A 26,397-nucleotide genomic window follows, 5' to 3' on the forward strand; every position below is an offset into this window, starting at 1 on the left:
CGGTGCTCCGCCCGACCACCGTTCGAGCCGGGTGCGCTCGCGGGCCTGCCCTGACCGCGTGAGATCCCGGCCCGTTCATGCAATCTGATAACCATTCGGATCGCCGGGGGTTGGGCGCTAGCATCCCGGCCCATGACGATCAACGCCGACACCGCCGCGATACTCGACAGCGCCCTCGCCCGGATCACCGCCGGGTACGTCTTCCCCGAACACACCACCGCCATCGAGACCGCGATCCGGGGACACCTCGCCGCCGGGGCCTACGAGGGCCTCGCGGCACCCGAGTTGTGCGCGGCGGTAACCGCGCACCTCCAGGAGGCCTGCCCCGACAAGCACCTGCGGCTGCTGTACGAGCAGGAGCCGCAGTCGATGGAGGAGGAGCCGGAGGAGGTCGCCTCGGCGCGCTTCGAGGCGAGGTGCGTGGCGGCCAACTTCGGTGTCGAGCGGGTCGAACGGCTCGACGGCAACATCGGCTACCTGGACCTGCGCCTGATCGCGGACCCTGCCACGGCCGCCCGCACCTTCGCCGCCGCCATGGAGCTCCTCGCCTTGACCTCGGCCCTGGTCCTGGATCTCCGGAAGAACATCGGCGGCCTGCCCGAGGGTGTTGCCCTGTGGTGCAGCTACTTCTTCCCGGACGGCGACACCCACCTCAACGATGTCTACGACCGCAAGACCGACTCCACCCGGCAGTACTGGACCTCCACCCACCTGCCCGCCCCGCGCTACCTGGACCGGCCGGTCTACGTACTGACCAGCGCTTCGACCTTCTCCGCCGGCGAGGAACTCGCCTACAACCTGCAGGCCAACAAGCGCGCCACCCTGGTCGGCGAGACCACCCGCGGCGGAGCCCACCCCACCGCCCGGATCGCGGTCACCCCGCACATCACCGTCACCGTGCCGACCGCCCGCGCGGTCAACCCGGTCACCGGCACCAACTGGGAGGGCGTGGGCGTCGTCCCGGACATCGCCGTCCCCGCCGACCGGGCGCTGGACGCCGCCGGCGAGGACGCGCTGCGCGGGAGCGCCGCGGCGTAGCGCCGCCGTATCGCGGGCCTGTTGCCAGGCGTCCCGCCGGCGACGGTCTCCGGCGGGACGCCCAGGCTGTGGACCCGGTGCGGTTCAGTCGAGCTGGTACTCGAACCAGATCCGGTGCGTGCCGTCGGCCTCGACCACCAGCCCGCCCGAGCCGGAGATGCCGGCCAGTTCGCCGGTGCCGCTCGACGGCACGATGGTGAAGAACTCCGCGCTGCGGTTGCTGCCGGAAGTCGACGTCGAGTGCGCGAAGTTGAAGGTGCCGGCCCGGCCGTGCAGCGATCCCTCGAACGACTCCATGGCCAGATAGGTGCCGACGCCCGCGGCATGGTCGAACGCGGAGGTGAACAGGGTCGCGGAGTGGCCGACCACCTCGCCCCGGTAGTGCTTCTCCATCGTCGCGACACCCGCCGGGGTTGCGGTGGACACGGCCAGGGGCGATGCCAGCTCGGCCGGAGCGAAGTTCTTCACGGTGAACGTTCCGTCAGCTCTCATGACCTGATCGTATCGGCCGGGGCCGCCCTGGGGCGGTAAGTCGCGGCTCAGCGTGGGCGGTTCGCCGGGTACGCGGCCGAGCCGCGTGCGGAGCGCTCAGGACGGGAGGTCCGCCAGCCAGGCGAGGGCACCCGGGACGTCCGGCGCGGCCTGTACGCCCCGGGGGAGTTCCGGGCGGCGGACGATCACGACCGGGATGCCCAGTTCGCGGGCGGCCTTCAGCTTCGGGGCGGTGGCCGCGCCGCCGCTGTCCTTGGTGACCAGGACGTCGATCCGGTACTCGCGGCAGACGGCCCGTTCGCCGTCCAGGGTGAACGGGCCCCGGTCCAGCAGGACTTCGGTCCGCGGGGGCATCGGCGCCTCGGGGGCGTCCACCGAACGGGCGAGGAAGAAGTGGTCGGTGAGGTGCGTGAAGGCGGCCAGCCCCTGGCGCCCGGTGGTCAGGAACACCCGGCGGCCGAGGCCCGGCAGCGCGTCGGCCGCCTCGGCCAGCGAGTCCACCGGGTGCCAGCGATCCCCCGGAACCGGCACCCAGCTGGGACGACGCAGAGCGAGCAGGGGAACATGTACCTCGGCGGCTGCCTCGGCCGCGTTGCGGCTGATGGTTCCGGCGAAGGGATGGGTGGCGTCGATGAGCGCGTCCACGCGCTGCTCGCGCAGCCAGGCGGCGAGCCCGGACGGCCCGCCGAACCCGCCGATCCGCACCTGCCCGGCGGGCAGCCGGGGCTCGGCCACCCGGCCCGCCAGCGAACTGGTCACCCGCAGCGACGGGGCGGCGTCCAGCTGCTCGGCCAGCCGCCGGGCCTCCGTGGTGCCACCGAGGATCAGGACGTGCCGCACAGACATGGGAACTCCAGGGGACGTACGTGGCTGAGACGGGAGGCCGGGCCGCACAGCTGAAGAGCAGCGGGCTGCGGCACGGGTGGACGACGGGCGCGTGCGCGACGGCGGCGACCGCCGCAGCGTACACGGCACTGCTGACCGGGGACTTCCCCGACCCGGTGACGATCACCCTGCCCAAGGGTCAGCAACCGGCCTTCTCCCTCGCGGACGAGAAACTGACGGAGTGTCAGGGTAATGGCCGAGAGCAGGCGATGGCCGGGGTGGTGAAGGACGCCGGGGATGACCCGGACGTCACCCATGGCGCGCTGGTCCGCTCCACCGTCCGGCCCGCGCCGCCCGGCAGCGGAGTGGTGTTCCGGGCCGGACCCGGCGTCGGCACCGTGACCAAGGCCGGACTGCCGCTGCCCGTCGGCGAACCCGCGATCAACCCCGTGCCCCGGCAGATGATCCGGGACACCGTCGCCGAGATCGCCGCCCGGTACGGCGGCAGCGGGGACGTGGAGGTGGAGATCTCCGTCGACAACGGCGAGGAGATCGCCCGCTCCACCTGGAACCCCCGGCTCGGCATCCTCGGCGGTCTGTCCATCCTCGGCACCACCGGCATCGTGGTGCCCTACTCCTGCTCCGCCTGGATCGACTCCATCCGGCGCGGCGTGGACGTCGCCCGCGCCGCCGGGCGCACCCATGTCGCCGGCTGCACCGGATCGACCTCCGAGCGGGTCGCCGTGGCCGTGCACGGGCTGCCCGAGGATGCCCTGCTCGACATGGGCGACTTCGCCGGGGCGGTGCTGAAGTACCTCAAGCGCCATCCGGTGCCCAGGCTGACGGTCGCCGGAGGCTTCGCCAAACTCTCCAAACTCGCCGCCGGCCATCTCGACCTGCACTCGGCCCGCTCCCAGGTCGACAAGGGCTACCTGGCCGAACTGGCCCAGCGGGGCGGCGCGGACCCGGCGCTGACCGCCGCCGTCGCCGCCGCCAACACCGGCCTCGAAGCCGTCCAGCTCTGCTCGGCCGCCGGCGTCCCGCTCGGCGACCTGGTCGCCGAGGCCGCCCGTGCCACCGCCCTCGGGGTCCTGACCGGCTCGCCGGTCGCCGTCGACGTCATCTGCATCGACCGCGCCGGCACCATCGTCGGCCGGGCCGAACCGGCGGGTCCGGGTTACCCCTGACACCGCAACCGCAGTCGTGAACGGCCTGCTGCGGCAGTACTTCCCCAAGGGCACCGACTTGTCGGTCCACAGCAGCGATGACCTGGACGCTGTGGCCGCTGAACTCAATGACAGCCACCGCAGGACGCTCGACTGGGAGACCCCGGCCGAGCGCATGCAGAAGCTGCTCGGGTCTTGGGTTCAGAAGTCAGGGCGCGCCCGGAGCGCCGCGAGGGCGGCGGGCCAACGTGAAGCGGATCTACTGACCGGGGCGCTCCATCTGGCTACGATTTGCACATGGCTGATCACGACACGGAATTCCGGTCTCTCGACGGCACCCAGCTCCTTGGCACGATCAGCACCCCGCCGACCCCCTTCCGGAGCGGCTTCGCCGTCCTTGTACACGGCTCCGGCGTCACTCGAGAGGAGGGCGGGTTCTTCACCCGCCTCGCCGGCGGCCTTGCCGAACACGGCATCACCAGCTTGCGGTTCGACCTGCGGGCCCACGGGGCCAGCGCGGGCCGGGAGTCTGAGCTGACGATCGCGTCTGTCACCAACGACATCCGCGCCGCCGCCGATCACCTGCGCGCGCACACGAGCAACACGGGGTCGGTGCACGTCATCGCCGCGTCGTTCTCCGGTGGTGCCGCCTGCCTCCACGCCGCGCACCGGCCGGGCGGGGTCGGGAAGTTGGTGCTTCTGAACCCTCGCTTGGACTACCGGGAGCGGTACGTCACCACCCGACCGGGCTGGCAGGACGACTATCTGTCTCCCGAAACGGCGAGTCTGCTGGACACGCAGGGCTTCACCGAGAAGTCCCCGTTCGAGCTGAACCGGGCCCTGCTGAACGAGGTATTCTACCTGGACACCCCGTCCATCCTTGCTTCGGTGAAGGCGCCGGTGCTGCTGGTTCACGGCACGAAGGACACCTTCGTGCCGATCGAGTCCACCTACCGGCATCGACCGATGTTCGGCGGTCCGACCGAGCTACTGGAATTGGCAGGCGCACAGCACGGCTTCGCGGTCCACGACGACCCGAAGTACCTCAACCCGCAGTCGCAGGCGTGGCAGGCCGAGGTCGTCTCCCGTGTGAGCACGTTCCTTTCGTCCTAGCCTGCCGCCAGTACGAACAGTTGGTACCGCAGTTCCCTCACCGCCTGGCGCTCGCCGTAGGGGCTCAGTGCCAGCGCGGTGCGGCGCAGCTCGGAGAGGGCCTGCCCGAACCGAGCCGGCCGCAGCCAGGTTCAGGGCCTCCAGGGCAACGATGGCCTGTCCAGCTTCCGGGGTCTCGGCGCGCCGGTCCTCTCCGCAGTCACCCTCATACGCCCGTGAACACGGCGCTCCCTGCCCGGCCGTAGCGGGGCAGAGGGCTCTTGGTCGTTCGCGGCTGGTCAGCGGAGCGCGGCAACAGCATCCGTGTACTGCTCGGTGGTCAGGTCGTCGTCGGCGATTCCGAGCGCGTCGAGCACCGACCGCACGACAGCAAGGGACGCCGGGAGATCGTCAGCTGTTGCTGCAACCGTCTCCACCTCAATGAACGTGCCGTCGATCTCCGGCACTCGAACGAGCGTGGCCAGGAGGTCACGGCCGTCTGCCTTGATGCTGTAGTTCCGGCACCGCTTCTCGAAGGCGATCGCAGGCACATAGCCCAGGCCCCGCACAATGGCGTGGGCCGCGGCGGCGTCGTCAACGCGCGTCTCCGCTTCGGGCTTGGAACCGGACGCCTCGTCTACTCGGGTGCCCTTGTACGTCATCACGGTTCGGGTGTCGTCGGTGCTGTGCACCGTTCTGATCCGTAGTTCCCGATCGCCGCCCATCAGGCCACCTGCCGGATCGTCATAGTAGGTGTCCTGGTACACCTCTGGACGTCCCGGGCCATAAGCATCCTCCAGGCGCGTCATGACGCTCTCCGGGTCGCGCACGCGCGCCTTGAGTTCGGCCTCGATCGCCACTTTGTCCCTCCGTCAGATCACCTGTTGAGCATCTTCGAGCATGCGCCCCCAACCCGATGTTCACCCTCAACCGGGCGATCGCACTTGATGGCTCCCCGGCGTAGGCGTGGCTAGCTCCGGAAGTCCGGGTAGCCCAGGATGAGGAGCTTCTCGGACGGATTGAGGACGTAGGGGACGATCTTGCCGGTGTCCTCGAAGCCGAGCCGCCGGTAGAAGGCCAGCGCACGCCCGTTGCTCTCGTGCACACCCAGGGTCAACCAGCGTACGTCGGTGTGGTCCTGGGCGTGGCGGATGCTTGCCCTGATCAGGCCGGCGGCGGGGCCGTCAGGGCCACGGTACTTCGGGGAGACGTAGACCGAGTGGACGTGAACGTGATCCGGGATGTCCGGGAGAGGCCCGACACCGGCGAGCCCGACCCAGTTTCCGGCTTCGTCGGCGGCGATGAAGGTGGCGCGCTCCTCGGAGGTGGCCTCGACGGCGGCCTGCTCCTGCCAGACGCCGTCGGGGAGGGCGGCGGTGTCGTCGTAGGAGGAACTGAAGGCCGTCGGTGCATCGCGCAGCGCCTCCAGCCTGATCGTGCGGAGTTCCCGCCACTCCGTGCCGGTCATCCGGCGTATGAAGTAGTGCATGGGTCCGACCTTCGCAGAGTCGGGTGGCGGCATCACCACCGGGATGGATCAGCTGCCGCCTACCGGGGCCGCTCGGCGACGGTTCTGGTCGCGTCGGACAGGCTCATTGTCCTGATCGTCATACACCCAGCATCCTCGGGCGGCGCCGGGCCGAAATCGCGCCCGTGGATGATCTACCTCCCCCGTGCGGGGGAGGTAGATCATCGGTCACAGCACTAGCCGCCGCAGGGCTCGTGCGGCCGCTCGCGCTCCGGGGAGTAGAGGTGGCTGTCGCGGAACTGCTCCGCGCCGAGGGTGCGGCCGACCAGGATGACGGCGGTGCGCAGGACTCCGGCCGCCTTGACCTGGGCCGCGATGTCGCCGAGGGTGCCGCGGAGCACCAGCTCATCCGGGCGGCTGGCCATGGCCACCACCGCTGCCGGGCAGTCGGCGCCGTAGTGCGGCAGCAACTCGTCCACCACGCTGTCCACGTACCGCGCCGCCAGGTGCAGCACCAGCAGGGCGCCGCTGCGCCCGAGGGTGGCGAGGTCCTCGCCCTCCGGCATCGGGGTGGCCTGCCGGGCGACCCGGGTGAGGATCACCGTCTGGCCGACCGTCGGTACCGTCAGTTCGCGCTTGAGGGCGGCCGCAGCGGCCGCGAACGCCGGTACGCCGGGCACGACTTCGTACGGGATGCCCGCCGCGTCCAGGCGCCGCATCTGCTCGGCCACCGCGCTGAACACCGACGGGTCGCCCGAGTGCAGCCGCGCCACGTCCAGGCCCTCCTCGTGGGCGCGGACCATCTCGGCGACGATCTGGTCCAGGTTCAGGTTGGCGGTGTCGACCAGCCGGGCGTCCGACGGGCATTCGGCGAGCAGTTCGCGCGGCACCAGGCTGCCCGCGTACAGGCACACCCCGCTGGCGGCGAGGATCCGCTGGCCGCGCAGGGTGATCAGGTCGGCGGCGCCGGGACCGGCTCCGATGAAGTGGACGGTCATGGCGTGGGCTCTCCCTGCTTCTCGGGGTGGGTTTCGGGCTGCTCCGTGGCGGGTTTGACCACCGACCAGTGCGTCACCGGCATCGCCTGCCGCCAGCCGGTGAAGGAGCCGACGGGTACGGCGTGGGCGACCGCCAGCCGCAGCAGCTCGCCGCCGTGCCTGCGGTACCACTCGGTCAGCAGGGCCTCCGACTCCAGCGTGACGGTGTTGGCGACCAGCCGCCCGCCCGGCGGCAGCGCGTTCCAGCAGGTCTCCAGCAGACCGGGCGCGGTGAGCCCGCCGCCGATGAACACCGCGTCGGGGGTGGGTAGTTGGTCCAGCGCCTCGGGTGCGCGGCCGGTCACCACCCTGAGCCCGGGCACCCCGAGCACGGCCGCGTTGCGGGCGATCCGCTCCGCCCGCACCGGGTCGCGCTCCACGCTGACGGCCCGGCAGGACCGGTGCGCGCGCAGCCATTCGATCGCGATGCTGCCCGACCCGCCGCCGACGTCCCACAGCAACTCGCCCGGCAGTGGAGCGAGCGAGGCCAGGGTCGCCGCCCTGACGTGACGCTTCGTCAACTGTCCGTCGGATTCGTACGAGTCGTCCGGCAGTCCGGGCACCAGTGAACCGCGGGGCGCGCCGGGTGCGGGCGCGCACTCGACGGCGATCAGGTTGAGCGCGGCGCCCGGCTGGTGCGGCCAGTCCTCGGCGCGGCCGTCCAACTGCCGCTCCTGCGGCCCGCCCAGCTGCTCCAGCACGCGCAACCGGCTGGGGCCGTAGCCGCGTTCGGTGAGCAGCGCGGCGACGGCGGCGGGCGTACCGGCGTCCGCGCTGAGCACCAGCAGCCGGCGGCCCGGGTGCAGGGCGAGGCCGAGCGAGTCCAGCGGCCGACCGACCAGGCTGACCACCTCGGTGTCCTCCAGCGGCCAGCCGAGCCGGGCACAGGCGTGCGAGACGGAGGAGGGGTGCGGCAGCACCCGCAGACGCTCGGGGCCGACCGTCTCGGCGAGGGCGCGGCCGATGCCGTAGAACATCGGATCGCCGCTGGCCAGTACCGTCAGGCGCCGCTTCGAGTGCTCGGCGAGCAGCCCGGGGACGGCCGGACGCAGCGGCGAGGGCCAGGGCAGGCGGACGGCGGTGACCTCGGCCGGGAGCAGGTCCAGTTGGCGAGGGCCGCCGATCACGGTGTCCGCCGCGCGCAGTGCCGCACGGGCCGGCTCGGCCAGCCCGGCCCAGCCGTCCGCGCCGATCCCGACCACGGTCACCGGCTGGTCGCCGTTCGCGGGGTCCGCGGGGTTGGCGGGGTCCGTCGGTCCGGGCGGCACGGGGGGCGTGGCGGTGGCCAACGGGCTGCTCCTCTGGTGGTGGTGGTCCGGCGCGGCGGTCCGTGCAGGTCGCACGGGCAGCCCGCAGCCTACCGGGGCCGGTCCGGCCCGCTCACGGGCACCCGGATCACCGGAAGCCGGAAGCCGGACGCCGCGTCCGGGACGGGTGGGCCGGGCGGATCCTGCGGGGACGGCCGTTCCCGTCGGTCGTCCGGGCCCGGTTCGACGGCCGGGAACGCGGCGTCGCCCCCGCATCCGATCGGCGCCCACGGGTGGAACCGGGTGCACCGCTCCGACGTCTGTGCAGGGGTTTGCGCGAGATTACGAACAACCGGGGGAGCACCGATGGCGGATTTCACCATGGACCGGAGGGCCTCGAGGGCCCGTGGCCGGCACCTCGACCAGGCCGGTCACGGGCCGGAGACGGCGGGCGGCGAGCTCCGGAATCCGCCGGGATCCGGCCCCGAGGAACCGTTCGCCCGCCGGGCCGCCGATGTGGCGGGCGGGCTCCGGCGGCGACGGAGAGCGCGATGAGCGGCCTGACCCGGAACGCGACGGCCACGGCGGCCGCTGCCGTGCTCCTGCTGGCGGCAACGGCCTGTGGCTCGTCCTCCGCGCACCGGCCGGCGATCGTCGTCAACCTGCCCGAGGCCCAGATCGCGGACCACCGGGCGGTGTTTCCGGAGAGCGAGATGCAACTCTCCGTCGGGCAGGCCTTCACGGTGTCGGAGACGCGCGGGGCCGTTTCGCACGCCTGGTACTTCACCGGCCCGGGCGACGCGCACGTCATCCGGAACGGCGCCGAGGTGGCCAGGAGCACCTGCTCCGGCCCGCCGCCAGCGGCCGGCTGCCCCGCGCAGGTCACCACCGCCCATACCGCCGTCGGTGCCGGCACCACCACGCTGACCTGGACCTATCGCGACACTGTGGCCTGCGAACGGCCGCAGGAGCCGGGAGAGCGCTGCGTCCTGGCCACCAAGACCGTCCGCGTCACCGTGCGCTGAACCGCTTCCCGCTTGCGACGGATCCGGGAGCGGTATGACGGAGGTGAGGGGCCGTCGAGCGGGAGGAGCGGTAGATGAGCGGCGCGGGCCGGACGGGGGCATGGGTGATGGACCGGGGGCTGCGGTGGGTGGCACGCGAGGTGCCGGAGCCGGGGCCGTACGGAGTGGTGGTGGAGGTCTCGGTGTGCGGGGTGTGCCGGACCGACCTCCACCTGGTCGAGTGGGACTTGCCGACGCACCTGCCGGAGTGCACGCCGGGCCACGAGATCGTCGGCCGGGTGGTCCGGGCCGGGCCCCGGGTGACGGGGGTGGTGCCGGGGGACAAGGTCGGGGTCGCCTGGCTGGCGCGGACCTGCGGGTTGTGCCGGTTCTGCCGCACCGGGCGGGAGAACCTGTGCCCGCACTCCCGGTACACCGGCTGGGACCTGCACGGCGGGTACGCCGGTCTCACCGTGGCCGACAGCCGTTACGTCTACCGGCTGCCGCCCGGCATCCCGGACGAGGAGTTCGCGCCGCTGCTCTGCGCCGGCATCATCGGGTACCGCGCGCTGGAGCGGGCCGAACTGCCGCCAGGGGGACGGCTCGGCATCTACGGCTTCGGCGCCTCCGCGCATCTGACCGCGCAGCTCGCGCTGGCCCGGGGTGCGAGGGTCCACGTCTTCACCCGGGGCGAGGAGGCGCGGCGGCTGGCGCTGGAGCTCGGCGCGGCGTCGGCACAGGAGGCGTACGCGGGCTCGCCCGAGCCGCTGGACTCGGCGATCCTGTTCGCGCCGGTCGGGGCGCTGGTGCCGGTCGCGCTGGAGGCGCTGGATCGGGGCGGGACCCTGTCGATCGCCGGGATCCACCTCACGGACGTACCCGTGCTCAACTACCGGCGGCACCTGTTCCAGGAGCGGACGGTGCGCAGCGTCACCGCCAACACCAGGGCGGACGGCCGGGCCTACCTGGCCGAGGTGGCCGCCCACCCGCCGGTGGTGCACCTCCAGCGGTACGCCATGGCCGAGGCGGCCGAGGCGCTCGAGGACCTGGCGGCCGGCCGGTTCACGGGTGCGGCGGTGCTGCTGAACGACGGCCGGGCCGGGGCGGGTCGCGAGTCGTGACGTCTGAACGGCCGCCGGGGCGGGTCGGATGGCCGGGTTGCGGTGCTTGAACGGCGGCCGGGCCGGTCAGAAGGCGGAGTTGTAGCGCTCCAGGTAGGCGGCGAACTGGGCGATGTCCGCGTCGTCCCAGTCTGCGAGGCGGTCGAAGAAGGCGGCGCGGCGGCGTTCGTAGGCCACGCGCATGGCCTCCAGGCCGGTGGGGGAGGGGCGCAGGATCTGGCCGCGGTGGTCCTCGGGGTCGGTCTCGCGGACCAGGTAGCCGAGCTTCTCCAGGGCGCCGACCTGGCGGCTGACCGTCGACTTGTCGAGCATGAAGTACGCGGCCAGATCGGCACCCCGGCAGCCGCCGCGCTCGGTCATCAGGTCGAGCATGCTGAAGGCGACCAGGGACAGCTCGGGGTGCAGCTCCGCAGCCCGGCTGCGGGCGCGCCGGGCGAACGCGGTGAGCTCGCGCTGGATCGACCGGAGGGATTCCTCGCGGGAGGAGGACTGGGATTTCTCGTTCACGGTTGTATAGTACATCCAGATGGGTTGCATTTACCAACCTATTTGCCCTGATAGTTGCATTTACCAACTTGGTTCCCTGGCTTGGCCCACCGACTTGGTTTCCCGACTTGACGGGTCGCTTGTGAGACGGACGAGAAGGACCGCACGGACCATGACCACTACCCACCGGGCCGCACGCACCGGTCCCACCACCGCGCCGACCGCTGCCGGGCAGAGCACCCCGGGCCTGCGCCGAAGCCTCCAGCACATCGCCGTGCACCTGCTCACCCCGCTGCTGATGTGCCTGGGCATGGCGCTCGCCTACCAGGGCGCCTTCCACCAGCCCGAGCCGCACCATCTGAAGGTCGCCGTGGTCGGCACCACACCGCAGGTCCAGGTGCTGGCCCAGACCGTCAAGGACCGGGCCGGCGACGGCCTCGACGTCACCACGCTGCCCGACCGGCAGAGCGCCGAGCAGCAGCTCCGCGACCGGGAGCTGGCCGGGGCGTTCGTCCCGAGCCCGAGGCACCCTGAACTGCTGGTCGCCAAGGCCGGTTCCGACACCTCCGCGATCGCCGCCGAGACGGTCTTCCAGACCGTCGCGAGCAAGCAGGGCGCACCGCTCGCCGTCACCGACGTGGCGCCGCTCGCCGCCGGCGATCCGACCGGCCAGGGGATCTTCTTCCTGCTGGTCGCGTTGAGCATCGGCTCGTACGGCAGCGTGGCGGTGATCGGCGCGGCGGGCGCGGCGCTGAGCACGTGGGTCCGGGCGCTGGTCGGCCTGGTGGCCTCACTGGCGGTCAGCGTGATCGGGATCGCCACCGCGGGCCCGCTGTTCCACGTCGTCGACCACCACCGTGTCGCGGTCTGGGCGCTCGGCTGGCTGTACTCGGCGGGCATCGTCGCGGTCGGTACCGGCCTGCACACCTTCCTCAAGCGCTGGACCACGCTGACCCTGATGGTGCTCTTCGTGATGCTCAACTTCACCACGTCCGGCGGGATTTACGAGCCCGAGCTGCAGAACGGCTTCTTCGGTGCGCTGCACTCCTTCTGGAACGGCGCCGGGTTCGTGGAGGGCGCGCGCAGCATCCTCTACTTCGACGGCGGCGCGGGACTCGGCGGCCGGGTGCTCTCGCTGGCGCTGTGGTTCGCGGCGGGCCTGGTGATGCTGGCCGTCGCCGGCGTCCACGAGCGTCGGCAGCGGGCGGCGTCGGCCCCGGCGGCCCGGGTGCCGCTGGAGCGGGCGCAGGCCGATGAGCTGGACCCGAAGGTCGCGGAGGAAGAGGAGGAGATGGCGGAGGCGGTCGGCGTCTGAGTTCCGAACCGGCCCGGCAGGCGGCCCTGCCGTCCGGCCGGGCCGGACGGGGTGGCGCGGGCGACCGTCCGGTCGGGGTGCTCTAGCCGAGCGGGAGGCGGGCCACCAGGAGGGCGCCGCGGGGGGAGGGCTCGGCGGTGAGGGTGCCGCAGTGGTGGGCGGCGATGTCGCGGGCGATGGCGAGGCCGAGGCCGGTGCCGCCGTGGTCGCGGCTGCGGGCGTCGTCGAGGCGGGTGAAGCGTTCGAAGACGCGGTCGCGGTCGGCGTCCGGGATGCCGGGGCCGTCGTCGCGCACCTCCAGGACGGCGGTGCCGTCGGGGCCGGTGCGCAGGGTCAGCCGGATCTCTCGCTCGGCGTGGCGCTGGGCGTTGTCCAGCAGGTTGGTGAGCAGCCGGGTGAGCCAACTGCGGTTGCCGGTCACGGTGATGTCCGGCTGGAGCTCGGTCCGGACGGTGATCCGGTCGCCGTGGCGGGCGGCGACGGTCGCCCGGCAGAGTTCGGCCAGGTCGAGTGGGTGGGTCTTGACGGGGTCGGCGGCGTCCATCCGGGCGAGCAGCAGCAGGTCGGAGGCCAGGTCCTGGAGGCGGACGGTGTCCTCGAGCGCGTCCTTGACCAGGTCGGGCCAGAGCGCCGGGTCCGGGTGGGCCATGGCGACCTCGAGCTGGGTGCGCAGCACGGTGATCGGACTGCGGAGTTCGTGTGAGGCGTCCGCTATGAACTGGCGCTGGCGGGCGCCCGCTTCCTCCAGCCGGTCCAGCGTGGCGTTCATGGTGCGGGCCAGGCGTGCGATCTCGTCCTCGGCGGCTGGGACCGGGACCCGGCGGTGCAGCCGGTGCTCGGTGATGTCGGCGACCTCGGCGCGGATCGCCTCGACCGGGCGCAGCGCCCGGCCGGTGACCCACCAGGTGACCCACGCGACGGTGCCGAGCAGCAGTGGCAGGCCGACGGCGAGCGCGGCCTTGGTGATCTCGTCGGCGGCGTCGGCCGCGCGCAGCGAGGTTCCGGTGTAGATGGTGAGCGGGCCGGTGGGGGTGGGGGTGGTGACGGCGACCAGGCGTTGGTCGTGGTCGTCGTCCACCGGTTCGCCGGACCAGGTGGTCCGCAGGGTGCCGTCGGCCGGGCGGAGGTCGGTCACGGGCGGCTTGCCCGCCAGGTTCTGGCTGGCGGCCACCACCCGGCCGCTCGCGTCCACGGCCTGGATGAAGTCGGCTCCGTGGGCCAGCGGCACCAGGTCGGGCAGCCGGCCCTGGGCGGCCAACTGCGCGACGGTGTCGGCCTGTTGGACGGCGGCGCGCTCGGCGTTGCGGCTCAGGTTGGCGTGCAGGATGGCGAGCAGGGCGAAGGCGCCCGCACCGAGCGCGACCGCGACGACCGCGGTGGCGCCGACGGTCGCCCTGGCCCGGACGGAGGCGGGCCACAGGCGGCGGAGGGTGCGCAGGACGCGCAGGACGCGCAGGGCGCGGACGCGCGGGAGGTTCAGGCGGATCCTCGGCACCGGGTCAGCCTCGCGAGCGCGGCGAAGCGTGCGCGCGGTTGTCTGCACGGGTGTGGGCCTCGGCGTGCGGGTCGCCGGAGCGGCTCTCCGTGCGTGTACGGGCCTCGGCGTGCGGGTTGCCGGAGCGGCTCTCCGTGCGGGGTTCGGCCCGGCTGTCCGTGTCCCGGTGGGATGCCTTCCGGCCGGTGAGGAGCTCAGCCACCGTCGGCCGCCAGGCGGTAGCCGGCACCGCGGACGGTCTCCAGGGCCGAGCGCCCGAAGGCCGTGTCGATCTTGCGGCGGACGGCACTGACGTGCACCTCGACGAGATTGAGGTCCGCCTCGAAGGCCGAGTCCCAGACCTGGTCCAGGATCTCGCGCTTGGGCACCACCTCGCCGGCCCGGCGGGCGAGGTACTCGAGTACCGCGAACTCCCGTGCGGTGAGCCGGACGTCGGCCCCGTTCCGGGTGCAGGAACGGCGCGCCGGGTCGATCACCAGGTCGCCGAGGGCGAGCGTCTGCGGGAGGCGGCGGCCGGTCCGGCGGTGCAGCGCCCGCAGCCGGGCGACCAGGACCACGTACGAGAACGGCTTGGAGAGGTAGTCGTCGGCGCCGGTGTCCAGTGCCTCCGCCTCGTCGTACTCGCCGTCCTTGGCGGTGAGCATCAGGATCGGCGTCTCGTTCCCGGCCGCACGCAGGCGGGCGCAGACCCGGTAGCCGTTGAGCCCGGGCAGCATGATGTCGAGCACGATCACGTCGTAGTCGCGTTCGACGGCCAGCCACAGCCCCTGGTTCCCGTCGTGGGCGACGTCCACGGTGAAACCCTCGGCCTGCAGACCCCGCTGCAGGGCCTGGGCCAGCCGCTTCTCGTCCTCCACCACCAGTACGCGCACGCGGTCCAGGGTCGCACACCGGTTTCGGTGGCGGCTGAAGCGGTCTTCAGGATGCTTCAGGCTGGCTTCAGCAATGCGTGGCCATGCTGAGCGCCGTTGCGGCCGGCGAGGGGCCGGCAGCCGTGAGGAGGAATGCCAGTATGTCCCAGTCCGTCCCCCCGGAGTCGTTCGATTCCGCCGAGACCCCCGCGACCGGCGAGGCCGCGACCAAGGCGTCGCTCCGGGACCGGTACCTGCGGCTGCCGAAGCGCCGCCGTCCCCGGCTGGTGGCCCTGGGCGCGGCGGTGGCCGTGCTGGGTGTCGCCGGTGTCGGTGCCGCCGCGGTGGTCCACCACGGGATGGAGCACGAGGGCGGCCGGCACGGCCACTTCGCCGCCGGGCACGAGCACGCGGGGCGTGACGGCGAGGGCAAGGATGGCGAGAGCAAGGGCGGCGAGGGCAAGGGCGGCGGGCGTTCGCACGGCCACGACCACGGGTGGACCGGGCAGGGCGGCCAGGACGGAGCCGGCCGTGACGGCGCCGGCTACGGTGGCGAGCCGGCCGACCTCGCGCCCGCGCCGCTCCCGGCCGTCCCGGCGGACCAGGCACTCGCCAAGGCCGTCGCCGCCGTCCCCGGTGGCAAGGCGGACACGCTTCGGGCGGTCGGCCAGCAGGGCGGCGGCAGCGCCTGGGCGGTCGAGGTGCTCGGTCCCGACGGCGTGCGCCACCTGGTCACGATCGACGGTGCGGCGGGCTCGGTGACCGGCAACACCATCGTCTCCCCGGAGACGGGCAGCCACTGACCTGCCCCCATCAGCCGCCGGGCCCCTACGCCCGGCGACGCCCCAGCCCCCCGGTGCGCGGTACCGGGAGGATCCACCCGGCCCGCCGCACCCCCGAAGCGGCCTCCCCGTCGCTGCGGCGGGCCGGGTGGGTGCGCCCGTCGGGCGACGGGCGCATGTGACCGGCGACCCGTGAGCGCCCGCCGATGCCCTGCACCCATCGGCGGGCGCAGGCGCTCACGCCTGGAGCGACTCCAGGAACTCGCGGACGGCCCCGGCGAAGCCCACCGGGTCGCCGTCGTGGACGAAGTGGTCGGTGTCCAGAGCGACGTGCTGGGTGCCGGGCCGGCGTTCCGCCATGGCTCGCGCCAACTCGCCGTCGACACAAGGCAGTCGGGTTCCGGTGACCAGCAGCGCCGGGCAGTCGCCGGCCAGCCACTCGTCCCAGTGGTCACCGTGCACCTGCTCCTCGGAGGAGACGGTGTCCTGCGGATGGAAGGGCAGGCGCCAGCTGCCGTCGGGGAGTCGGCGCAGATTGCCGCCGATCATCGGCCCCGCCACCGGGCCGAGCGCGTCCAGCAGGGCCTCGCGGGTCGGCGCCGTGTAGGGAAAGCCGAGCACGAAGGCGAGCGGGCTCGGGCCCCCGGTCGGGATGGCGGCCGCACCCTCCTCGTTGATCAGCGCGCTGACCAGGTGCGGGTGCCGGGCGGCGAGCTGGTACGCGGTGATGGCGCCGCCGGAGTGGCCGAGTACGGGGAGCGGTCCGAGCCCGAGGTGTTCGATCAGGGCGACGACATCCGCTATGTAGCCCTCGCGGGAGTAGTCCGCCGTCCGGTCCGAGTCGCCGTGGCCGCGCAGGTCGGGGGCGATGATCCGCCACTGCGGGGCCAGTGCGCGGGCCAGCGCGGCGAAGGTCCGGCCCTCCGACAGATGGCCGTGCAGCGCGAGCAGCGGGCGGCCGGGGCCGCCGAAGTCGAGGTAGGAGAGCCGGCGGCCGGCGAGGTCCAGCTCGGCGCGTACGTGGTCGATCGGCTGCGGTGCTGCGGTGTGGCTCATGATTTCCCCCCGGTGTCCGGTGTCGGTTCCCGTCCGTGCCGCAACCGTAGCGGCGATTTGGGCAAATGCGCAAGGCGCTCGCCTAAGACGAATGTCTGATGCATCTGTGCGACCTCCCGGGTATCATCCGGGCCATGGGAAACCGTGAGGATCTACTCGCCGGGGCCAAGCAGTGTCTGCAGGACAAGGGCTATGCGCGCACGACCGTCCGTGACATCGCGTCGGCCGCCGGGGTCAGCATGGCCGCCATCGGTTACCACTTCGGCTCCCGGGAGGAGCTGCTGAACGCCGCCCTGCTCCAGGCCATCGACGAGTGGGGCATGGAGATCGGCCGCGCGGTGGCCGGAGCGGTGGACCCGGCCGCCACCCCGGCCGAGCAGTACGAGGCCACCTGGGCGCAGATCATCCGGACCTTCGACACCCATCGCGTGCTCTGGGTCGCCAGTGTCGAGGCCTTCGTCCAGGCCGAGCACTCGCCGGGGCTGCGCCGGCAGATCGCCGCCGGCCAGGCCGAGGGGCGGCGGGGCGTGACCGCAGGGTTGCTGGGCACTCCCGAGGACGCCGTCCCGGAGACCGCGACGCGCACCCTCGGGGCGGTGCAGATGGCCCTGCTCTCGGGGGTCATGATGCAGTCGCTCACCGACCCGGACGGCGCACCGTCCGCCGCCGAGATCCTGGCGGGCCTACGCGCTCTGGTCGCCGTCCTCGAGCGGGGCCAGGCGGACCAGGACTCCTGACGGGCTGTCGGAACCGCCTCGGCGCACCCGGAACTCTGCGAGCCAGCAACGCAGTTGGCCGTCGCCGTGCAGATGCCCACCGTCCGGGCCGGCCGGCAGATCGATGCCGTGCAGCAAGTCCAGGGCCCAGTAGGACAGTTCGTCCCAGACGAGACCGTCGTCGGCGAGCCAGCGCCCGGCCCAGCGGTCGGCCTCGTCCCGGCTCAGCCGGCCCTCGACGAGGGCGGTGAAGCGCGCCTCGATCTCGTCCAGGTCCGGCCGGCCGCCGGCACCGGTCGTCGGGGCGGCGGTGCTCCGCGCGGGCCGATCGCCCTCGGTCACCGGGCTCGGAGAGCGGCCAGGTCCAGCTCGCCGACCACCTGGTCGCCGCTGGTCTCCCCGGTCAGGCGGAATCCGAGCCGCCGGTAGAACTCGCCGGGCCCGTGCTCGCCCGGCGCCCAGGTCGTCGTCACCCGGGTCTGCCCGCGCCTGCGGATCTCCTCGCACACCGCCTCCACCGCGAACCGGCCGTATCCGCGGCCCTGTTCACCGGCGGCGATGTTCAGTCGCCAGAGCCCGGACCTGGGCACGTCCTTGGGGTCGTCCGGATCGAAGCGGACGTCGAAGAAGGCCATCACGAAGCCCACCAGCCGCTCGCCGTCGAAGACCAGCCGGGGCCAGGCCGTCTCCGGCTGCGCGTACGCCTCGGCCAGCGACCGGACCACCGGGGCCACCAGCCCCTCCTGGTCGGGGCGCACCCGCAGGCTGCAGGCGGCCTCCACGTCGTCCGGGGTGATCTTCTTCAGACGGAGGGAGGAACTCATGCCCGGCACCCTATCGACCGCCTCCGAGGACTGCGACAAATCAAGCGCCCGCCCGCGAACCGGTGCTTCCCGGCCGTCCCTGAGCGGGTTTCAGCCAGCCCTCCTACTGCGGGGCGGCACCGGCGGCACCTGCGACACCGGCGCTGGACAAGGAACTTCAGGCCGCGCTGGACGGCGCAGTGGTGCGCCGGGCCCCGTCCCACCGTCGGGGACGGGGCTGCTCGCCATCCGGTCAGGCCGGCGGCAGGCCGAGTGCGGTACGGGTCTCACCGACCAGGCGGAGTGAGCCAAGCACCACGATCAGGCCGTCGGGACCGGCGAGTTCGGCGGCCCGGCGCAGTGCGGCGGCGGCGTCCGGGGCGGTGACGGAGGAGGTTCGCCGGCCCGGGGCGAGACGGGCCCGCAGGGCGTCCGGGTCGGCCGCCTCGGCGGCCCCGGTGCGGGTGATGACTACGGGCCAGTGTTCGGGCAGCGGGGCGAGCATGCCGTCCACGTCCTTGCCCCGCATCGCGGCGAAGACCAGCACGGTGCGCCCGCTCCCGCGTTCTGCCTGCCGCAGGATCTCCGGGGCGACGGTGGCGACGCCCTGGGGGTTGGTGGCACCGTCGAGCAGCACCCGGGCCGTCCAGTCGTCCAGCCGGGCCTCGGTGAGGAGTTCGAGCCGGCCGGGCCACCGGGTGGCGGCCAGTGCCCTACGCAGCCGTTCGTCGTCGAGGTCCTGGACGTGCCCGCGGTCGGCCAGCGCGTCCACGGCCGCCACCGCCAGGGCCAGGTTGTGGTGCTGGTGCGCGCCGGGCAGCGGGCAGGGCAGGCCGCGGTGCACGGCGCGCGGGGTGGTGACGTCGACCAGCGGCCCCGAGGCGTCCGGGGCGGGGTGGACGGTGTACCGGATCTCCTGGTCCATCCGCCACACCGACAGGCCCGCCCGCTTGGCGAGCATCCGTTCGGCCGCTTCGGCCGCCTCGGGCGGGATCCGGCCCAGGACGGCGTGTTCACCGTCGCGCACCACTCCGACCTTGGCCTCTGCGATCAGGGCCAGGGAGTCGCCCAGCAACTCGGTGTGGTCGAGTGCGATCCCGGTGACCACCTTGACGTCGAGGTCGAGGAACCTGGCTGCCGCCCAGCGCCCGCCGATGCTCGCCTCGGCGACCGCCAGCTCCACCCCGGCCCGTCGGAAGTGCGCCGCGGCGGTCGCCGAGCACATGCCCGACGCGGTGACGGGAAGGCCGTGCCGGCCGATCGCCTCGCGGACCTCGGTGAACGCCGCCGTGTACTCCTCGCGGGTGACCGGAACGCCGTTCACCCGGATCCGTTCCCGGGGCTCCTGCAGATGCGGGCTCGGCATGCTGCCCGCGCGCGCCCCGGTCGAGGTCAGCGCCGACACCGCGAACGCGCTGGTCGAGCCCTTGCCGTTGGTCCCGACCACCAGCATCCCGCGCAGCTCGCGCTCCGGGTGGCCGAGCGCCCCGAGCAGCGCCGGAAGGTTCCGGAACAGCGCCTCCCGCTCCTCGGGACGGTATCCGTAGAGCTCCGTGAGGCGATCCGCGCAGTCCTGGTAGTCCATGGGCGGAATCATTTCACCGAAGGCCGGGCGGCAGCCGGTGGTTGGCCGATCCACCCGGCAACTGCGCGACGTGCGACCGGTGTTCGAGCGCGGCGCCGACGTGCACCGGGACCGGCCGGCGACAGGGAGCGCGACGCCGCGGGCAGTTGCCGGCCGGTCCAAGCTATCCGTCCGCCGCCCGCTCCAGTCGCAGGCGGCGGATCGGCTTCGAGGCGATCCCCGCAACTCCGGCCGCGCACACGGCGGCTGCGCACAGCGCGGTGGCCGTGACGGCGCCCGCGGTGTCGGCGAGGGCGCCGAGTGCGTTGTTGGCCAGGACCAGTGCCAGGCTCTGTACCAGGGTCAGCAGCGCCTGCACCCGGCTCAGGTGGGTCGCCGGGACGTTGGCCGGTACCAGCGGGCCGATGTGGCAGGCGAACATTCCGGAGCCCGTGCCGACCGCGACCCCTCCGAGCACCGCGACCGCGGCGGTCGGGGCGGTGGCCAGCGCCGCGGTGCCAAGCGCGGCCCCGCACAGACCGAGCGCCGCGCCCACGCCCACCCGGTTCACGGTGCCGCGCCGTGCGACCAGAAGCGCCACGGTGAGCGTTCCGAGGCTCTGGCCGCCGGCGACCAGCCCGGCGCTCCCGGCGCCCCAGCCGTGTTCGCGGGCCAGTAGCGGGTTCAGCAGCGACACCACCGGGAGCAGGAAGCCCGCCGCCACCGCCGTCAGCAGCAGCGCGGGCCGGAGCACCGGGTCCGTGGCGGCGAGCCGTACGCCGTCGACGGCCGCCGTGAGCAGGTTCCCCTCCCGGGACGGGGGTTCGGCGTCGGCGCCCGGCCGGATCCGGAGCAGCACCGCGAGAACGAGCGCGAACGTCACCGCGTCGATCGCGGCGGCCCCGGTCAGCCCGGCGGCCGCGACCAGTACCGCGCCGAGCGGCGCCCCGAGTAGCGAGGCGACCTGGCCGCCGGCCTGCCGCAGGGCCAGCGCCCGAGGCAGCTGCGGCCGCGCCACCAGGCGGGCGGGCATCGACGCGCTGGCCGGGAGGTAGAACGCGTCGACCGTCCCGATCACGGCGGCCACCGCCGTCAGCAGCCAGGGCGACGGAGCAAGGCGCGGGCCAGCCAGTGCAAGCAGCACCGTCACCGCGAGCATCACGGCATCCCCGGCGATCATCACCCGTCGGGCACCGAACCGGTCGCCGACGGCGCCGCCCAGCAGCAGGAGCACGGTGCGCGAAAGCGTGATGCCGGTCAGCACCAGCGCGCCCGTCCCGCCGCCGTGGGCGCTGGCCGCCCAGCCGAGCGCGAAGTACAGGACCGCGTCCCCCACCAGCGAGGCCCGGGTACCGGCCAGCCAGACGAGATACGCACGAGGAAGGGCCGCCCGGTCCGGGGCGGTCCGGGCGGTTTCGAGAGTTACCATGGCCGCCGACCGTAGGGCCCTCGACCTGGTCGAGGGCAACCGCTCCGGCCAGCCGGGGCGGAGCCGGCGGACAAGGGCGCGGAGCCGACCGGTCCCGGACCGGGCGCGGGGCCCGGCTGCGGAGCCGCCGTCAGCGGCGCGCCGCCGACGGCAGGACGAGCAGGGCGTTGCCGACCGGGCGTTCACCGGTCGGGTCGGAGGGACGGCCGACCAGGCCGGTGCGGGCGGTGTACATCGCGGAGGAGCCGCCGCCGTCGAGGTTCATCGCGTCGGTGGCGCCGAAGGCGCGCAGCACCCCGGCCTCCTCGTCCAGGGAGAGACCCTGGCTGTAGCCGGGCCGGCGGCCGTCGGCCTGGAACAGGATGATCCGCCCGGCGCGGTCGGTGCCGATGGCGGTGCGCGGGTTGCGGCGCACGCCCCAGCCGTAGAAGTACGACGGATCACCGGGGTGGACCAGGCCGTCGGCGACCGGGCGGATGTCCGGGGTGCCCCCGGTGAGCAGCTTCGGGCCGCCCGCGATCACGGAGTCGTCCGGGCCGAAGCGGACCTCGTGCCCCTGGCCGTCGGTCACCGTGCCCTCCAGGGAGACGCGGCTGCCCACCGGTAGGTTGCCGGTGAGCCAGTCGGCCTCGGTGCCGATCGACTGCACCACGGTGTCACCGGCCGGGACCGGCCTGCCGTCGCGCGGGCCGACCGAGACCACGGTCCCGGCGGGGTCGAGGACCGCCTGGGCGCCGGGGCCGGCCGGGGGAGCGGAGCCGTACTCGGGGGTGAGGACGACGGTCTCGTCCGGTTTGGTGCAGGTGACGTCCATCAGGGGTGCGGGGCTGGGCCGGTCGCCGGGCTGGCCGCAGTTGGGGATCAGGCCGGGGGAGCGGTTGAGGCCGGCCACGGTGTGGGTACCGCCCCGCAGGCGGAGCAGGAGGGTGGTGCGCAGCCCGGTGAACTCGACCCGTCTGCCGCCGTCGCGCAGGATCGCGGCGATCCGCCCGCCGGTCGCCTCGTGGAGCAGCCTCCCGTGTTCGACCACGGCGCCGATCGGCTGGCCGGGTGCCCCGGCGGCCGGGTCCATGACGAAGTAGCCGCCGTTGACCGCCGCCAGCGCGCCGCCCAGCGCGGCGAGTTCGGAGGTGGTGCGGCGCCCGGTCTGGCTGCCGCCGTGGAACTCCTCGATCCGGCCGGTGAACCGGTGCGGGTCGATCACCAGCTCGTGCAGCACCCAGGGCCCGTCGGTCTGGGTCCGCTCGCCGCCGCTGAACGTTCCGACGCCCTTGAAGCCCAGCGGCTTCAGCTTCTTCACCAGCGCGTTCGCGCCCGCCGGGTCGGGGAAGCGGCCCACCTGGACGGTGAACCCCTGTGTTCCGGCCGGGAGGTCGGCGTAGGCCGGGTTCCTCTCCTCGACCACCGACGGCCGGTAGCCCGCCGCGGTCAGCCGCGCCGCGACGGCGGTGGCCGCGTCCCTGGTGCCGAGCACCGAGGACGGGGCGTCCGGGTCGGGTGAGGGCGGCAGTTCACCGGCCGGGATCGCCACGTCCACCGTCCAGTGGTCGCCCGGCGCGACCCGGCCCCGGACGATCGTGGTCAGCGCCACCCCGGCGGCCAGCCGCTGCGTGCTGCGGGTCTCCGGCAGGTCCTTCGACCCCAGCGGCAGGCTCGCCGCCAGGTCCGCGCGGCCCGTGTCCACCGCTGGGCCGGGCTGCGCCGCACCCATGGTGAACGGCGCCACGGCCACGAGCAGTCCGGCCAGCGCGGCCGCGCGCGGTCGAGTCCGTACGGCCATGTCCTCCCCCTCAAGTGACGCTTCAGTGACGGCCGGCCGCTGCCCTGCCACGGCCTGACCGCAGCCTGACAAGCGGCCGGGTACGCCCACCACCGTGCGGGGATGAACGGCGCCCGAGCACTGGGTGTCGGCTTACCGCCGCCGGGCCGGCGGGCCGGGGTGGGGACGGACCCGGATCGCGAACAGCGCGATCAGTACGGCGAGTACGGCGAAGATCAGCCCCGCGGTGAACGCGCTCGCGATGCCGTGCACCAGGACCTGCTGGGCGTACGGCGCGGGCAGCCGGCCGGTCGCCCGGAACTGCGCCGACTGCAGCGGGGTGCCGTTGCGCAGCAGTTCGACGGCCTGCCGGACGGCCTCGTGGCGGCTTGCCGTGCCGAAGACGGTCACCAGGATGGACAGGCCCAGCGAACCGCCCACCTGCTGGGTGGCGTTGAGGGTGCCGGTGGCCGCCCCGGTCTCGTACGGGGCCACTCCGGAGACGGCGGTCAGCATCATCGGGACGAAGAGCGAGCCCATGCCGAAGCCGAACAGCAGCGTCGGGCCGAGCACCCCGTCGGCGTAGCCGCTGGTGGGGGATATCCGGGTGAGCCAGAGGACCCCGCCCGTCACCAGCAGCGCGCCGGTGACCTGGAACGGCTTGGCGCCGAAGCGCAGTTGGTTGCGGGCCGCGGTCTGCGCGGCGATCACGATCGCCACGCTGATCGGCAGGAAGGCGAAGCCGGCCCGGAGCGGACTGAACCCGAGGACGTCCTGCACGAACAGGGTGATGAAGAAGAACACACTGAACATCGCGGCGGCCAGGGAGAGCATCATCGCGTAACTGCCGGACCGGTTCCGGTCACGGAACAGGTGCAGCGGCGTGATCGGCTGCGCGGTGCGCCGCTCGTGCAGCAGGAAGTACGGCAGCAGCACCAGCGCGGCGGCGAACGCGGTGAGCGTCCAGGCGTTCGTCCAGCCGTGCTCGGAGGCGCGGATGAAGCCGAACACCAGACAGGCCGTGCCCAGGGTGGCGGTGAACGCGCCGACCAGGTCGAAGTGACCTGGGCGCCGCTCGGACTCGTTGATGTAGAGCGGGGCCAGCAGCGCGATGGCGATGGCGATCGGCACGTTGACGAAGAACACCCACCGCCAGGACAGCCAGGTGGTGAGCATGCCGCCCGCCAGCACCCCGATCGCACCACCGCCCGCCGCCACCGCCGAGTACACCCCGAAGGCGCGGTTGCGGGCCTGCCCCTCGGCGAAGTTGGTGGCGATCAGCGCGAGCGCGGTGGGCGAGGCGATGGCGGCGCCCACGCCCTGCAGCGAACGCGCGGCCAGCAGCCAGGTGGCGGAGCCGGCCACACCGCCGAGCAGCGAGGCGAGACCGAAGAGCAGCACGCCGACGGTGAACACCCGGCGGCGGCCGAGGATGTCCCCGGTGCGGCCGCCGAGCAGCAGCAGGCCGCCGAAGGTCAGTGTGTATGCGTTGACCACCCAGGAGAGTTCGGTGGTGGAGAACGCGAGGGCCTGCTGGATGTGCGGCAGCGCGATGTTCACGATGGTGATGTCGAGCACCACCATCAGTTGGGTGGCGGCGATCACGGTGAGGGCGATCCCTGGGTGCCGGCCGCGTCTCGCACGTGCGGGAGGAGCCTTTGCCAGGGCGGCTGAAGAGGCCATGGCGGTCCCCTGGGGACTGGGAGTGAACGACGGCGTTCACTAGAATCGAGAGTAGCCGCCGTGCCGTCGGCGGCACAACGGTTCATTACCGACATCTACCCTGCGGTCCCGGCCCGGATGCCGCAGCCCGCAGAGTCTGCCCCGCGGAGCCCGTCCCGCCTGCGTGCACGGGTGCGCCCGTCCCGGACGGTCGTTGGTGTCCCGGCCCGCACGGGCATCCCGCATGGGTGCTGGGAGTGCTGGGAGGTGCAACCACCGTGCCGCAGCAGGCCGAACCTCATGGGCGGCCGGCCGGCGCCCCGCTCCGGCGGCGCGGCCGCGAGCTGGAGAGCGCCATCTTCGAGGCCGCCCTCGGCCGCCTCACCGCCGCCGGCTACGCCGGGCTCACCATGGAAGGGATCGCCGCCGCCGCGCAGACCGGGAAGGCCGCCCTCTACCGGCGCTGGCCCTCCAAGGAGGAACTCGTCCTGGACGCGCTGCGCGCCTCACTGCCCCCGGTCGGCCCCGCGCCCGACACCGGCAGCCTCCGCGCCGACCTGGTGGAACTGCTCGCCCGGATGCGGGCCGTGATGCTCTCCGAGCCGGGCGCCGCGGTCCGGGCGATCATCGGCGAGGCCGATCGCGAACGGGCGTGCGCCTTCCTGGAGCTGGTGCTCGCCCGGGTGGTGGACCCCACGGTCCGGGCGATCGCAGAGATCCTCGGCCGCGGTGTCGCCCGTGGCGAGGTGCGGCCCGGGGCCGTCACCCCGCTGGTCGCGGACGTCGCCCCGGCGTTGCTGCTGTACCGGGTCAAGCTGGGGCGCGGCGCGTTCTGCGAGGCCGACGCCGAGGCCGTCGTGGACGAGGTGCTGCTGCCGATCGTCCGCCCGTGACGCGAGCGGGTCGCCGCGGTTGCTCAGGGCCGGGTGACCGACAGCGAGTGGCAGGTCCAGGAGAGCGGATCGTTCTGCCCGGGGCCCGGACGCGGGTGGTAAGTGCCGTCGCTCACCGAGAGGTTCACGATCAGATAGGCGCTCCAGGCCGTGCCGACCCCGCGCCCGTCGGCGAAGACCCGCACGCCGTTGACGTACCAGACGACCGACCGCGCGCCGAGCACCACCCGCAGGTCCACGGTGGCTCCGGGGGCGACGGCGCCGGTCGGGTCGGTCCAGTAGCTGTGGCCGCCCCGGACGTTGTTGGAGAGCTCCAGCAGGCTTGGGTTGTCCGGGTGGTACTCGAAGGCGTCCACCTCGTTGCCGCCGCCGCGCCAGGTCCAGATCGCGGGCCAGGCGCCGAGCCCGGCCGGCAGGGTGACCCGGGCGTCGAGGGTGTCGCCGGTGCGGACCTGGAAGGCGTCCAAACTGCCCTCGGTGGTGAGCAGGTTGCAGTCCCACAGGCCGTCGGTGCGGCGGGTGGCGGTGAACCGCCCGTCGGGACAGTAGCGGTCGACCAGGTGGTCCAGCTTGTGGTCGCCGCGGTTGGTCGGACCCATCCGCGGATAGGCGCTGGTGCGGCCGGCGACCCACTGCCGCGCCGATCCGAAGTCGGCCCGGAACACCACCTGGCCGGCGGTGGCCCCGGCCTCGTCCCCCCGGTTCTCGTCCGGCCGGTCCTCGGCCTGACCGGCTTCGACCTGCCCGAACAAGCGGGACCACCACCGCTGGCACCGTGCCCGAACCATTCGCCACGGCCGCATCGACATCACCTTCCGTGAATGGCTGCTCACGTCGGGTGGTGTACCCTCGGATGGCCCAGTCGATGCGGAGCCCTCCGGTCCGGCGGGTGACCGTATCGCGGGGCGCGACCTCGTCTGATGGCCGTGTGGCGGGTGGCACGGGGCGTCGTGGGCGCACGACGTGGGATGCGGCACAACGCGGCACAACAACGGTCCGACCCGGCGTCGGGAGGCCCGCCGCGGCGGGCCGTCTTCTTCGTCTTCGTACGTGTCACAAGAGCGTCGATCGCCTCGGTCCAGGAGGCGTGCTCGTC

At 73.4% G+C, this 26,397-nt stretch carries 26 protein-coding genes and 1 pseudogene; 10 read left to right on the forward strand and 17 right to left on the reverse strand.

Annotated features, from left to right (window positions below):
* The first annotated feature begins 132 nt into the window (after positions 1–132).
* Positions 133–1,038, forward strand: coding sequence for a S41 family peptidase (locus ACWDAK_RS19830; protein WP_427394121.1), 906 nt, complete (start codon positions 133–135; stop codon positions 1,036–1,038).
* 84 nt (positions 1,039–1,122) lie between these two features.
* Here ACWDAK_RS19830 and ACWDAK_RS19835 read toward each other — a convergent pair whose 3' ends face one another.
* Both ACWDAK_RS19835 and ACWDAK_RS19840 read right to left on the reverse strand, forming a co-directional pair.
* Complete coding sequence (locus ACWDAK_RS19835; protein WP_344635884.1) at positions 1,123–1,530, reverse strand: DUF3224 domain-containing protein; 408 nt, start codon at positions 1,528–1,530, stop codon at positions 1,123–1,125.
* Positions 1,531–1,626: 96 nt separating this feature from the next.
* The gene (locus ACWDAK_RS19840) at positions 1,627–2,376 is read right to left on the reverse strand and encodes a cobalt-precorrin-6A reductase (RefSeq protein ID WP_427394122.1); all 750 of its coding nucleotides are present in this window, start codon (positions 2,374–2,376) and stop codon (positions 1,627–1,629) included.
* A 20-nt stretch (positions 2,377–2,396) separates the two neighbouring features.
* Between ACWDAK_RS19840 and ACWDAK_RS19845 the strand changes: the two genes are divergently transcribed.
* From ACWDAK_RS19845 to ACWDAK_RS19855, 3 genes and pseudogenes are all read left to right on the forward strand, one after another.
* Positions 2,397–3,542: a cobalt-precorrin-5B (C(1))-methyltransferase gene (locus tag ACWDAK_RS19845; RefSeq protein ID WP_427394123.1), complete on the forward strand. Its 1,146-nt coding sequence runs from the start codon at positions 2,397–2,399 to the stop codon at positions 3,540–3,542.
* Positions 3,543–3,561: 19 nt separating this feature from the next.
* A pseudogene (locus ACWDAK_RS19850) lies at positions 3,562–3,717 on the forward strand (IS30 family transposase); the annotation flags it as partial.
* A 101-nt stretch (positions 3,718–3,818) separates the two neighbouring features.
* On the forward strand, positions 3,819–4,634 hold the full coding sequence (locus tag ACWDAK_RS19855; protein ID WP_427394124.1) for an alpha/beta hydrolase family protein: 816 nt from the start codon (positions 3,819–3,821) through the stop codon (positions 4,632–4,634).
* 278 nt (positions 4,635–4,912) lie between these two features.
* Here ACWDAK_RS19855 and cyaB read toward each other — a convergent pair whose 3' ends face one another.
* The 4 genes from cyaB to cbiE all read right to left on the reverse strand — a co-directional run bounded on the left by cyaB (position 4,913) and on the right by cbiE (position 8,407).
* Positions 4,913–5,473: a class IV adenylate cyclase gene (gene cyaB / locus ACWDAK_RS19860; RefSeq protein WP_427394125.1), complete on the reverse strand. Its 561-nt coding sequence runs from the start codon at positions 5,471–5,473 to the stop codon at positions 4,913–4,915.
* Positions 5,474–5,583: 110 nt separating this feature from the next.
* Entirely contained in the window at positions 5,584–6,102 is a 519-nt protein-coding gene (locus tag ACWDAK_RS19865; RefSeq protein ID WP_344635879.1) for a GNAT family N-acetyltransferase, read from the reverse strand.
* A gap of 215 nt (positions 6,103–6,317) precedes the next feature.
* Positions 6,318–7,079 (reverse strand): precorrin-4 C(11)-methyltransferase, encoded by a 762-nt coding sequence (gene cobM / locus ACWDAK_RS19870; RefSeq protein WP_344635878.1) that lies wholly within the window; start codon positions 7,077–7,079, stop codon positions 6,318–6,320.
* Positions 7,076–8,407: a precorrin-6y C5,15-methyltransferase (decarboxylating) subunit CbiE gene (cbiE, locus tag ACWDAK_RS19875; RefSeq protein ID WP_427394126.1), complete on the reverse strand. Its 1,332-nt coding sequence runs from the start codon at positions 8,405–8,407 to the stop codon at positions 7,076–7,078. Before cbiE ends, cobM begins: the two co-directional genes overlap by 4 nt.
* Before the next feature lie 509 nt (positions 8,408–8,916).
* Here cbiE and ACWDAK_RS19880 point away from each other — a divergent pair.
* Positions 8,917–9,390 carry a hypothetical protein gene (locus ACWDAK_RS19880; protein WP_427394127.1) on the forward strand — a complete coding sequence of 158 codons (474 nt, stop codon included), beginning with the start codon at positions 8,917–8,919 and terminating at the stop codon, positions 9,388–9,390.
* A gap of 74 nt (positions 9,391–9,464) precedes the next feature.
* Positions 9,465–10,490: a zinc-binding alcohol dehydrogenase family protein gene (locus ACWDAK_RS19885; protein WP_344635876.1), complete on the forward strand. Its 1,026-nt coding sequence runs from the start codon at positions 9,465–9,467 to the stop codon at positions 10,488–10,490.
* A 66-nt stretch (positions 10,491–10,556) separates the two neighbouring features.
* Here ACWDAK_RS19885 and ACWDAK_RS19890 read toward each other — a convergent pair whose 3' ends face one another.
* On the reverse strand, positions 10,557–10,997 hold the full coding sequence (locus tag ACWDAK_RS19890) for a MarR family winged helix-turn-helix transcriptional regulator (protein WP_344635875.1): 441 nt from the start codon (positions 10,995–10,997) through the stop codon (positions 10,557–10,559).
* A gap of 151 nt (positions 10,998–11,148) precedes the next feature.
* Here ACWDAK_RS19890 and ACWDAK_RS19895 point away from each other — a divergent pair, with 151 nt between their 5' ends.
* Complete coding sequence (locus ACWDAK_RS19895; protein WP_427394128.1) at positions 11,149–12,291, forward strand: hypothetical protein; 1,143 nt, start codon at positions 11,149–11,151, stop codon at positions 12,289–12,291.
* 82 nt (positions 12,292–12,373) lie between these two features.
* Here ACWDAK_RS19895 and ACWDAK_RS19900 read toward each other — a convergent pair whose 3' ends face one another.
* Together ACWDAK_RS19900 and ACWDAK_RS19905 are read right to left on the reverse strand one after the other, a co-directional pair.
* Complete coding sequence (locus ACWDAK_RS19900) at positions 12,374–13,786, reverse strand: sensor histidine kinase (protein WP_427394129.1); 1,413 nt, start codon at positions 13,784–13,786, stop codon at positions 12,374–12,376.
* Positions 13,787–13,980: 194 nt separating this feature from the next.
* Positions 13,981–14,658 carry a response regulator transcription factor gene (locus ACWDAK_RS19905; RefSeq protein ID WP_344635872.1) on the reverse strand — a complete coding sequence of 226 codons (678 nt, stop codon included), beginning with the start codon at positions 14,656–14,658 and terminating at the stop codon, positions 13,981–13,983.
* Positions 14,659–14,798: 140 nt separating this feature from the next.
* Here ACWDAK_RS19905 and ACWDAK_RS19910 point away from each other — a divergent pair, with 140 nt between their 5' ends.
* Complete coding sequence (locus tag ACWDAK_RS19910) at positions 14,799–15,440, forward strand: hypothetical protein (protein ID WP_427394130.1); 642 nt, start codon at positions 14,799–14,801, stop codon at positions 15,438–15,440.
* A gap of 216 nt (positions 15,441–15,656) precedes the next feature.
* On the opposite strand, the gene ACWDAK_RS19915 is transcribed toward ACWDAK_RS19910, so the two are convergent.
* Positions 15,657–16,475: an alpha/beta fold hydrolase gene (locus tag ACWDAK_RS19915; RefSeq protein ID WP_344635870.1), complete on the reverse strand. Its 819-nt coding sequence runs from the start codon at positions 16,473–16,475 to the stop codon at positions 15,657–15,659.
* A gap of 134 nt (positions 16,476–16,609) precedes the next feature.
* Here ACWDAK_RS19915 and ACWDAK_RS19920 point away from each other — a divergent pair, with 134 nt between their 5' ends.
* Positions 16,610–17,212 (forward strand): TetR/AcrR family transcriptional regulator, encoded by a 603-nt coding sequence (locus ACWDAK_RS19920; RefSeq protein ID WP_427394131.1) that lies wholly within the window; start codon positions 16,610–16,612, stop codon positions 17,210–17,212.
* On the opposite strand, the gene ACWDAK_RS19925 is transcribed toward ACWDAK_RS19920, so the two are convergent.
* The 6 genes from ACWDAK_RS19925 to ACWDAK_RS19950 form a co-directional block, all read right to left on the reverse strand.
* Positions 17,159–17,533, reverse strand: coding sequence for a hypothetical protein (locus ACWDAK_RS19925; RefSeq protein WP_427394132.1), 375 nt, complete (start codon positions 17,531–17,533; stop codon positions 17,159–17,161). The two genes, ACWDAK_RS19920 and ACWDAK_RS19925, sit on opposite strands and share 54 nt — an antisense overlap.
* The gene (locus ACWDAK_RS19930; RefSeq protein WP_427394133.1) at positions 17,530–18,015 is read right to left on the reverse strand and encodes a GNAT family N-acetyltransferase; all 486 of its coding nucleotides are present in this window, start codon (positions 18,013–18,015) and stop codon (positions 17,530–17,532) included. The genes ACWDAK_RS19925 and ACWDAK_RS19930 overlap by 4 nt, the downstream gene beginning before the upstream one ends.
* Before the next feature lie 232 nt (positions 18,016–18,247).
* Complete coding sequence (locus ACWDAK_RS19935) at positions 18,248–19,579, reverse strand: bifunctional folylpolyglutamate synthase/dihydrofolate synthase (protein WP_427394134.1); 1,332 nt, start codon at positions 19,577–19,579, stop codon at positions 18,248–18,250.
* 163 nt (positions 19,580–19,742) lie between these two features.
* Positions 19,743–20,987 carry an MFS transporter gene (locus ACWDAK_RS19940; RefSeq protein WP_344635865.1) on the reverse strand — a complete coding sequence of 415 codons (1,245 nt, stop codon included), beginning with the start codon at positions 20,985–20,987 and terminating at the stop codon, positions 19,743–19,745.
* 130 nt (positions 20,988–21,117) lie between these two features.
* Entirely contained in the window at positions 21,118–22,767 is a 1,650-nt protein-coding gene (locus tag ACWDAK_RS19945; RefSeq protein ID WP_427394135.1) for a phosphodiester glycosidase family protein, read from the reverse strand.
* A 132-nt stretch (positions 22,768–22,899) separates the two neighbouring features.
* The gene (locus tag ACWDAK_RS19950) at positions 22,900–24,429 is read right to left on the reverse strand and encodes an MFS transporter (protein ID WP_344635863.1); all 1,530 of its coding nucleotides are present in this window, start codon (positions 24,427–24,429) and stop codon (positions 22,900–22,902) included.
* A 257-nt stretch (positions 24,430–24,686) separates the two neighbouring features.
* Between ACWDAK_RS19950 and ACWDAK_RS19955 the strand changes: the two genes are divergently transcribed.
* Entirely contained in the window at positions 24,687–25,301 is a 615-nt protein-coding gene (locus ACWDAK_RS19955) for a TetR-like C-terminal domain-containing protein (protein WP_344635862.1), read from the forward strand.
* Between the two features lie 23 nt (positions 25,302–25,324).
* Here the strand turns inward: ACWDAK_RS19955 and ACWDAK_RS19960 are convergent, their stop codons facing one another.
* Entirely contained in the window at positions 25,325–26,053 is a 729-nt protein-coding gene (locus ACWDAK_RS19960; protein WP_427394136.1) for a beta-glucanase, read from the reverse strand.
* Between the last annotated feature and the right edge of the window lie 344 nt (positions 26,054–26,397).

Source organism: Kitasatospora sp. NPDC001175, assembly GCF_053598215.1.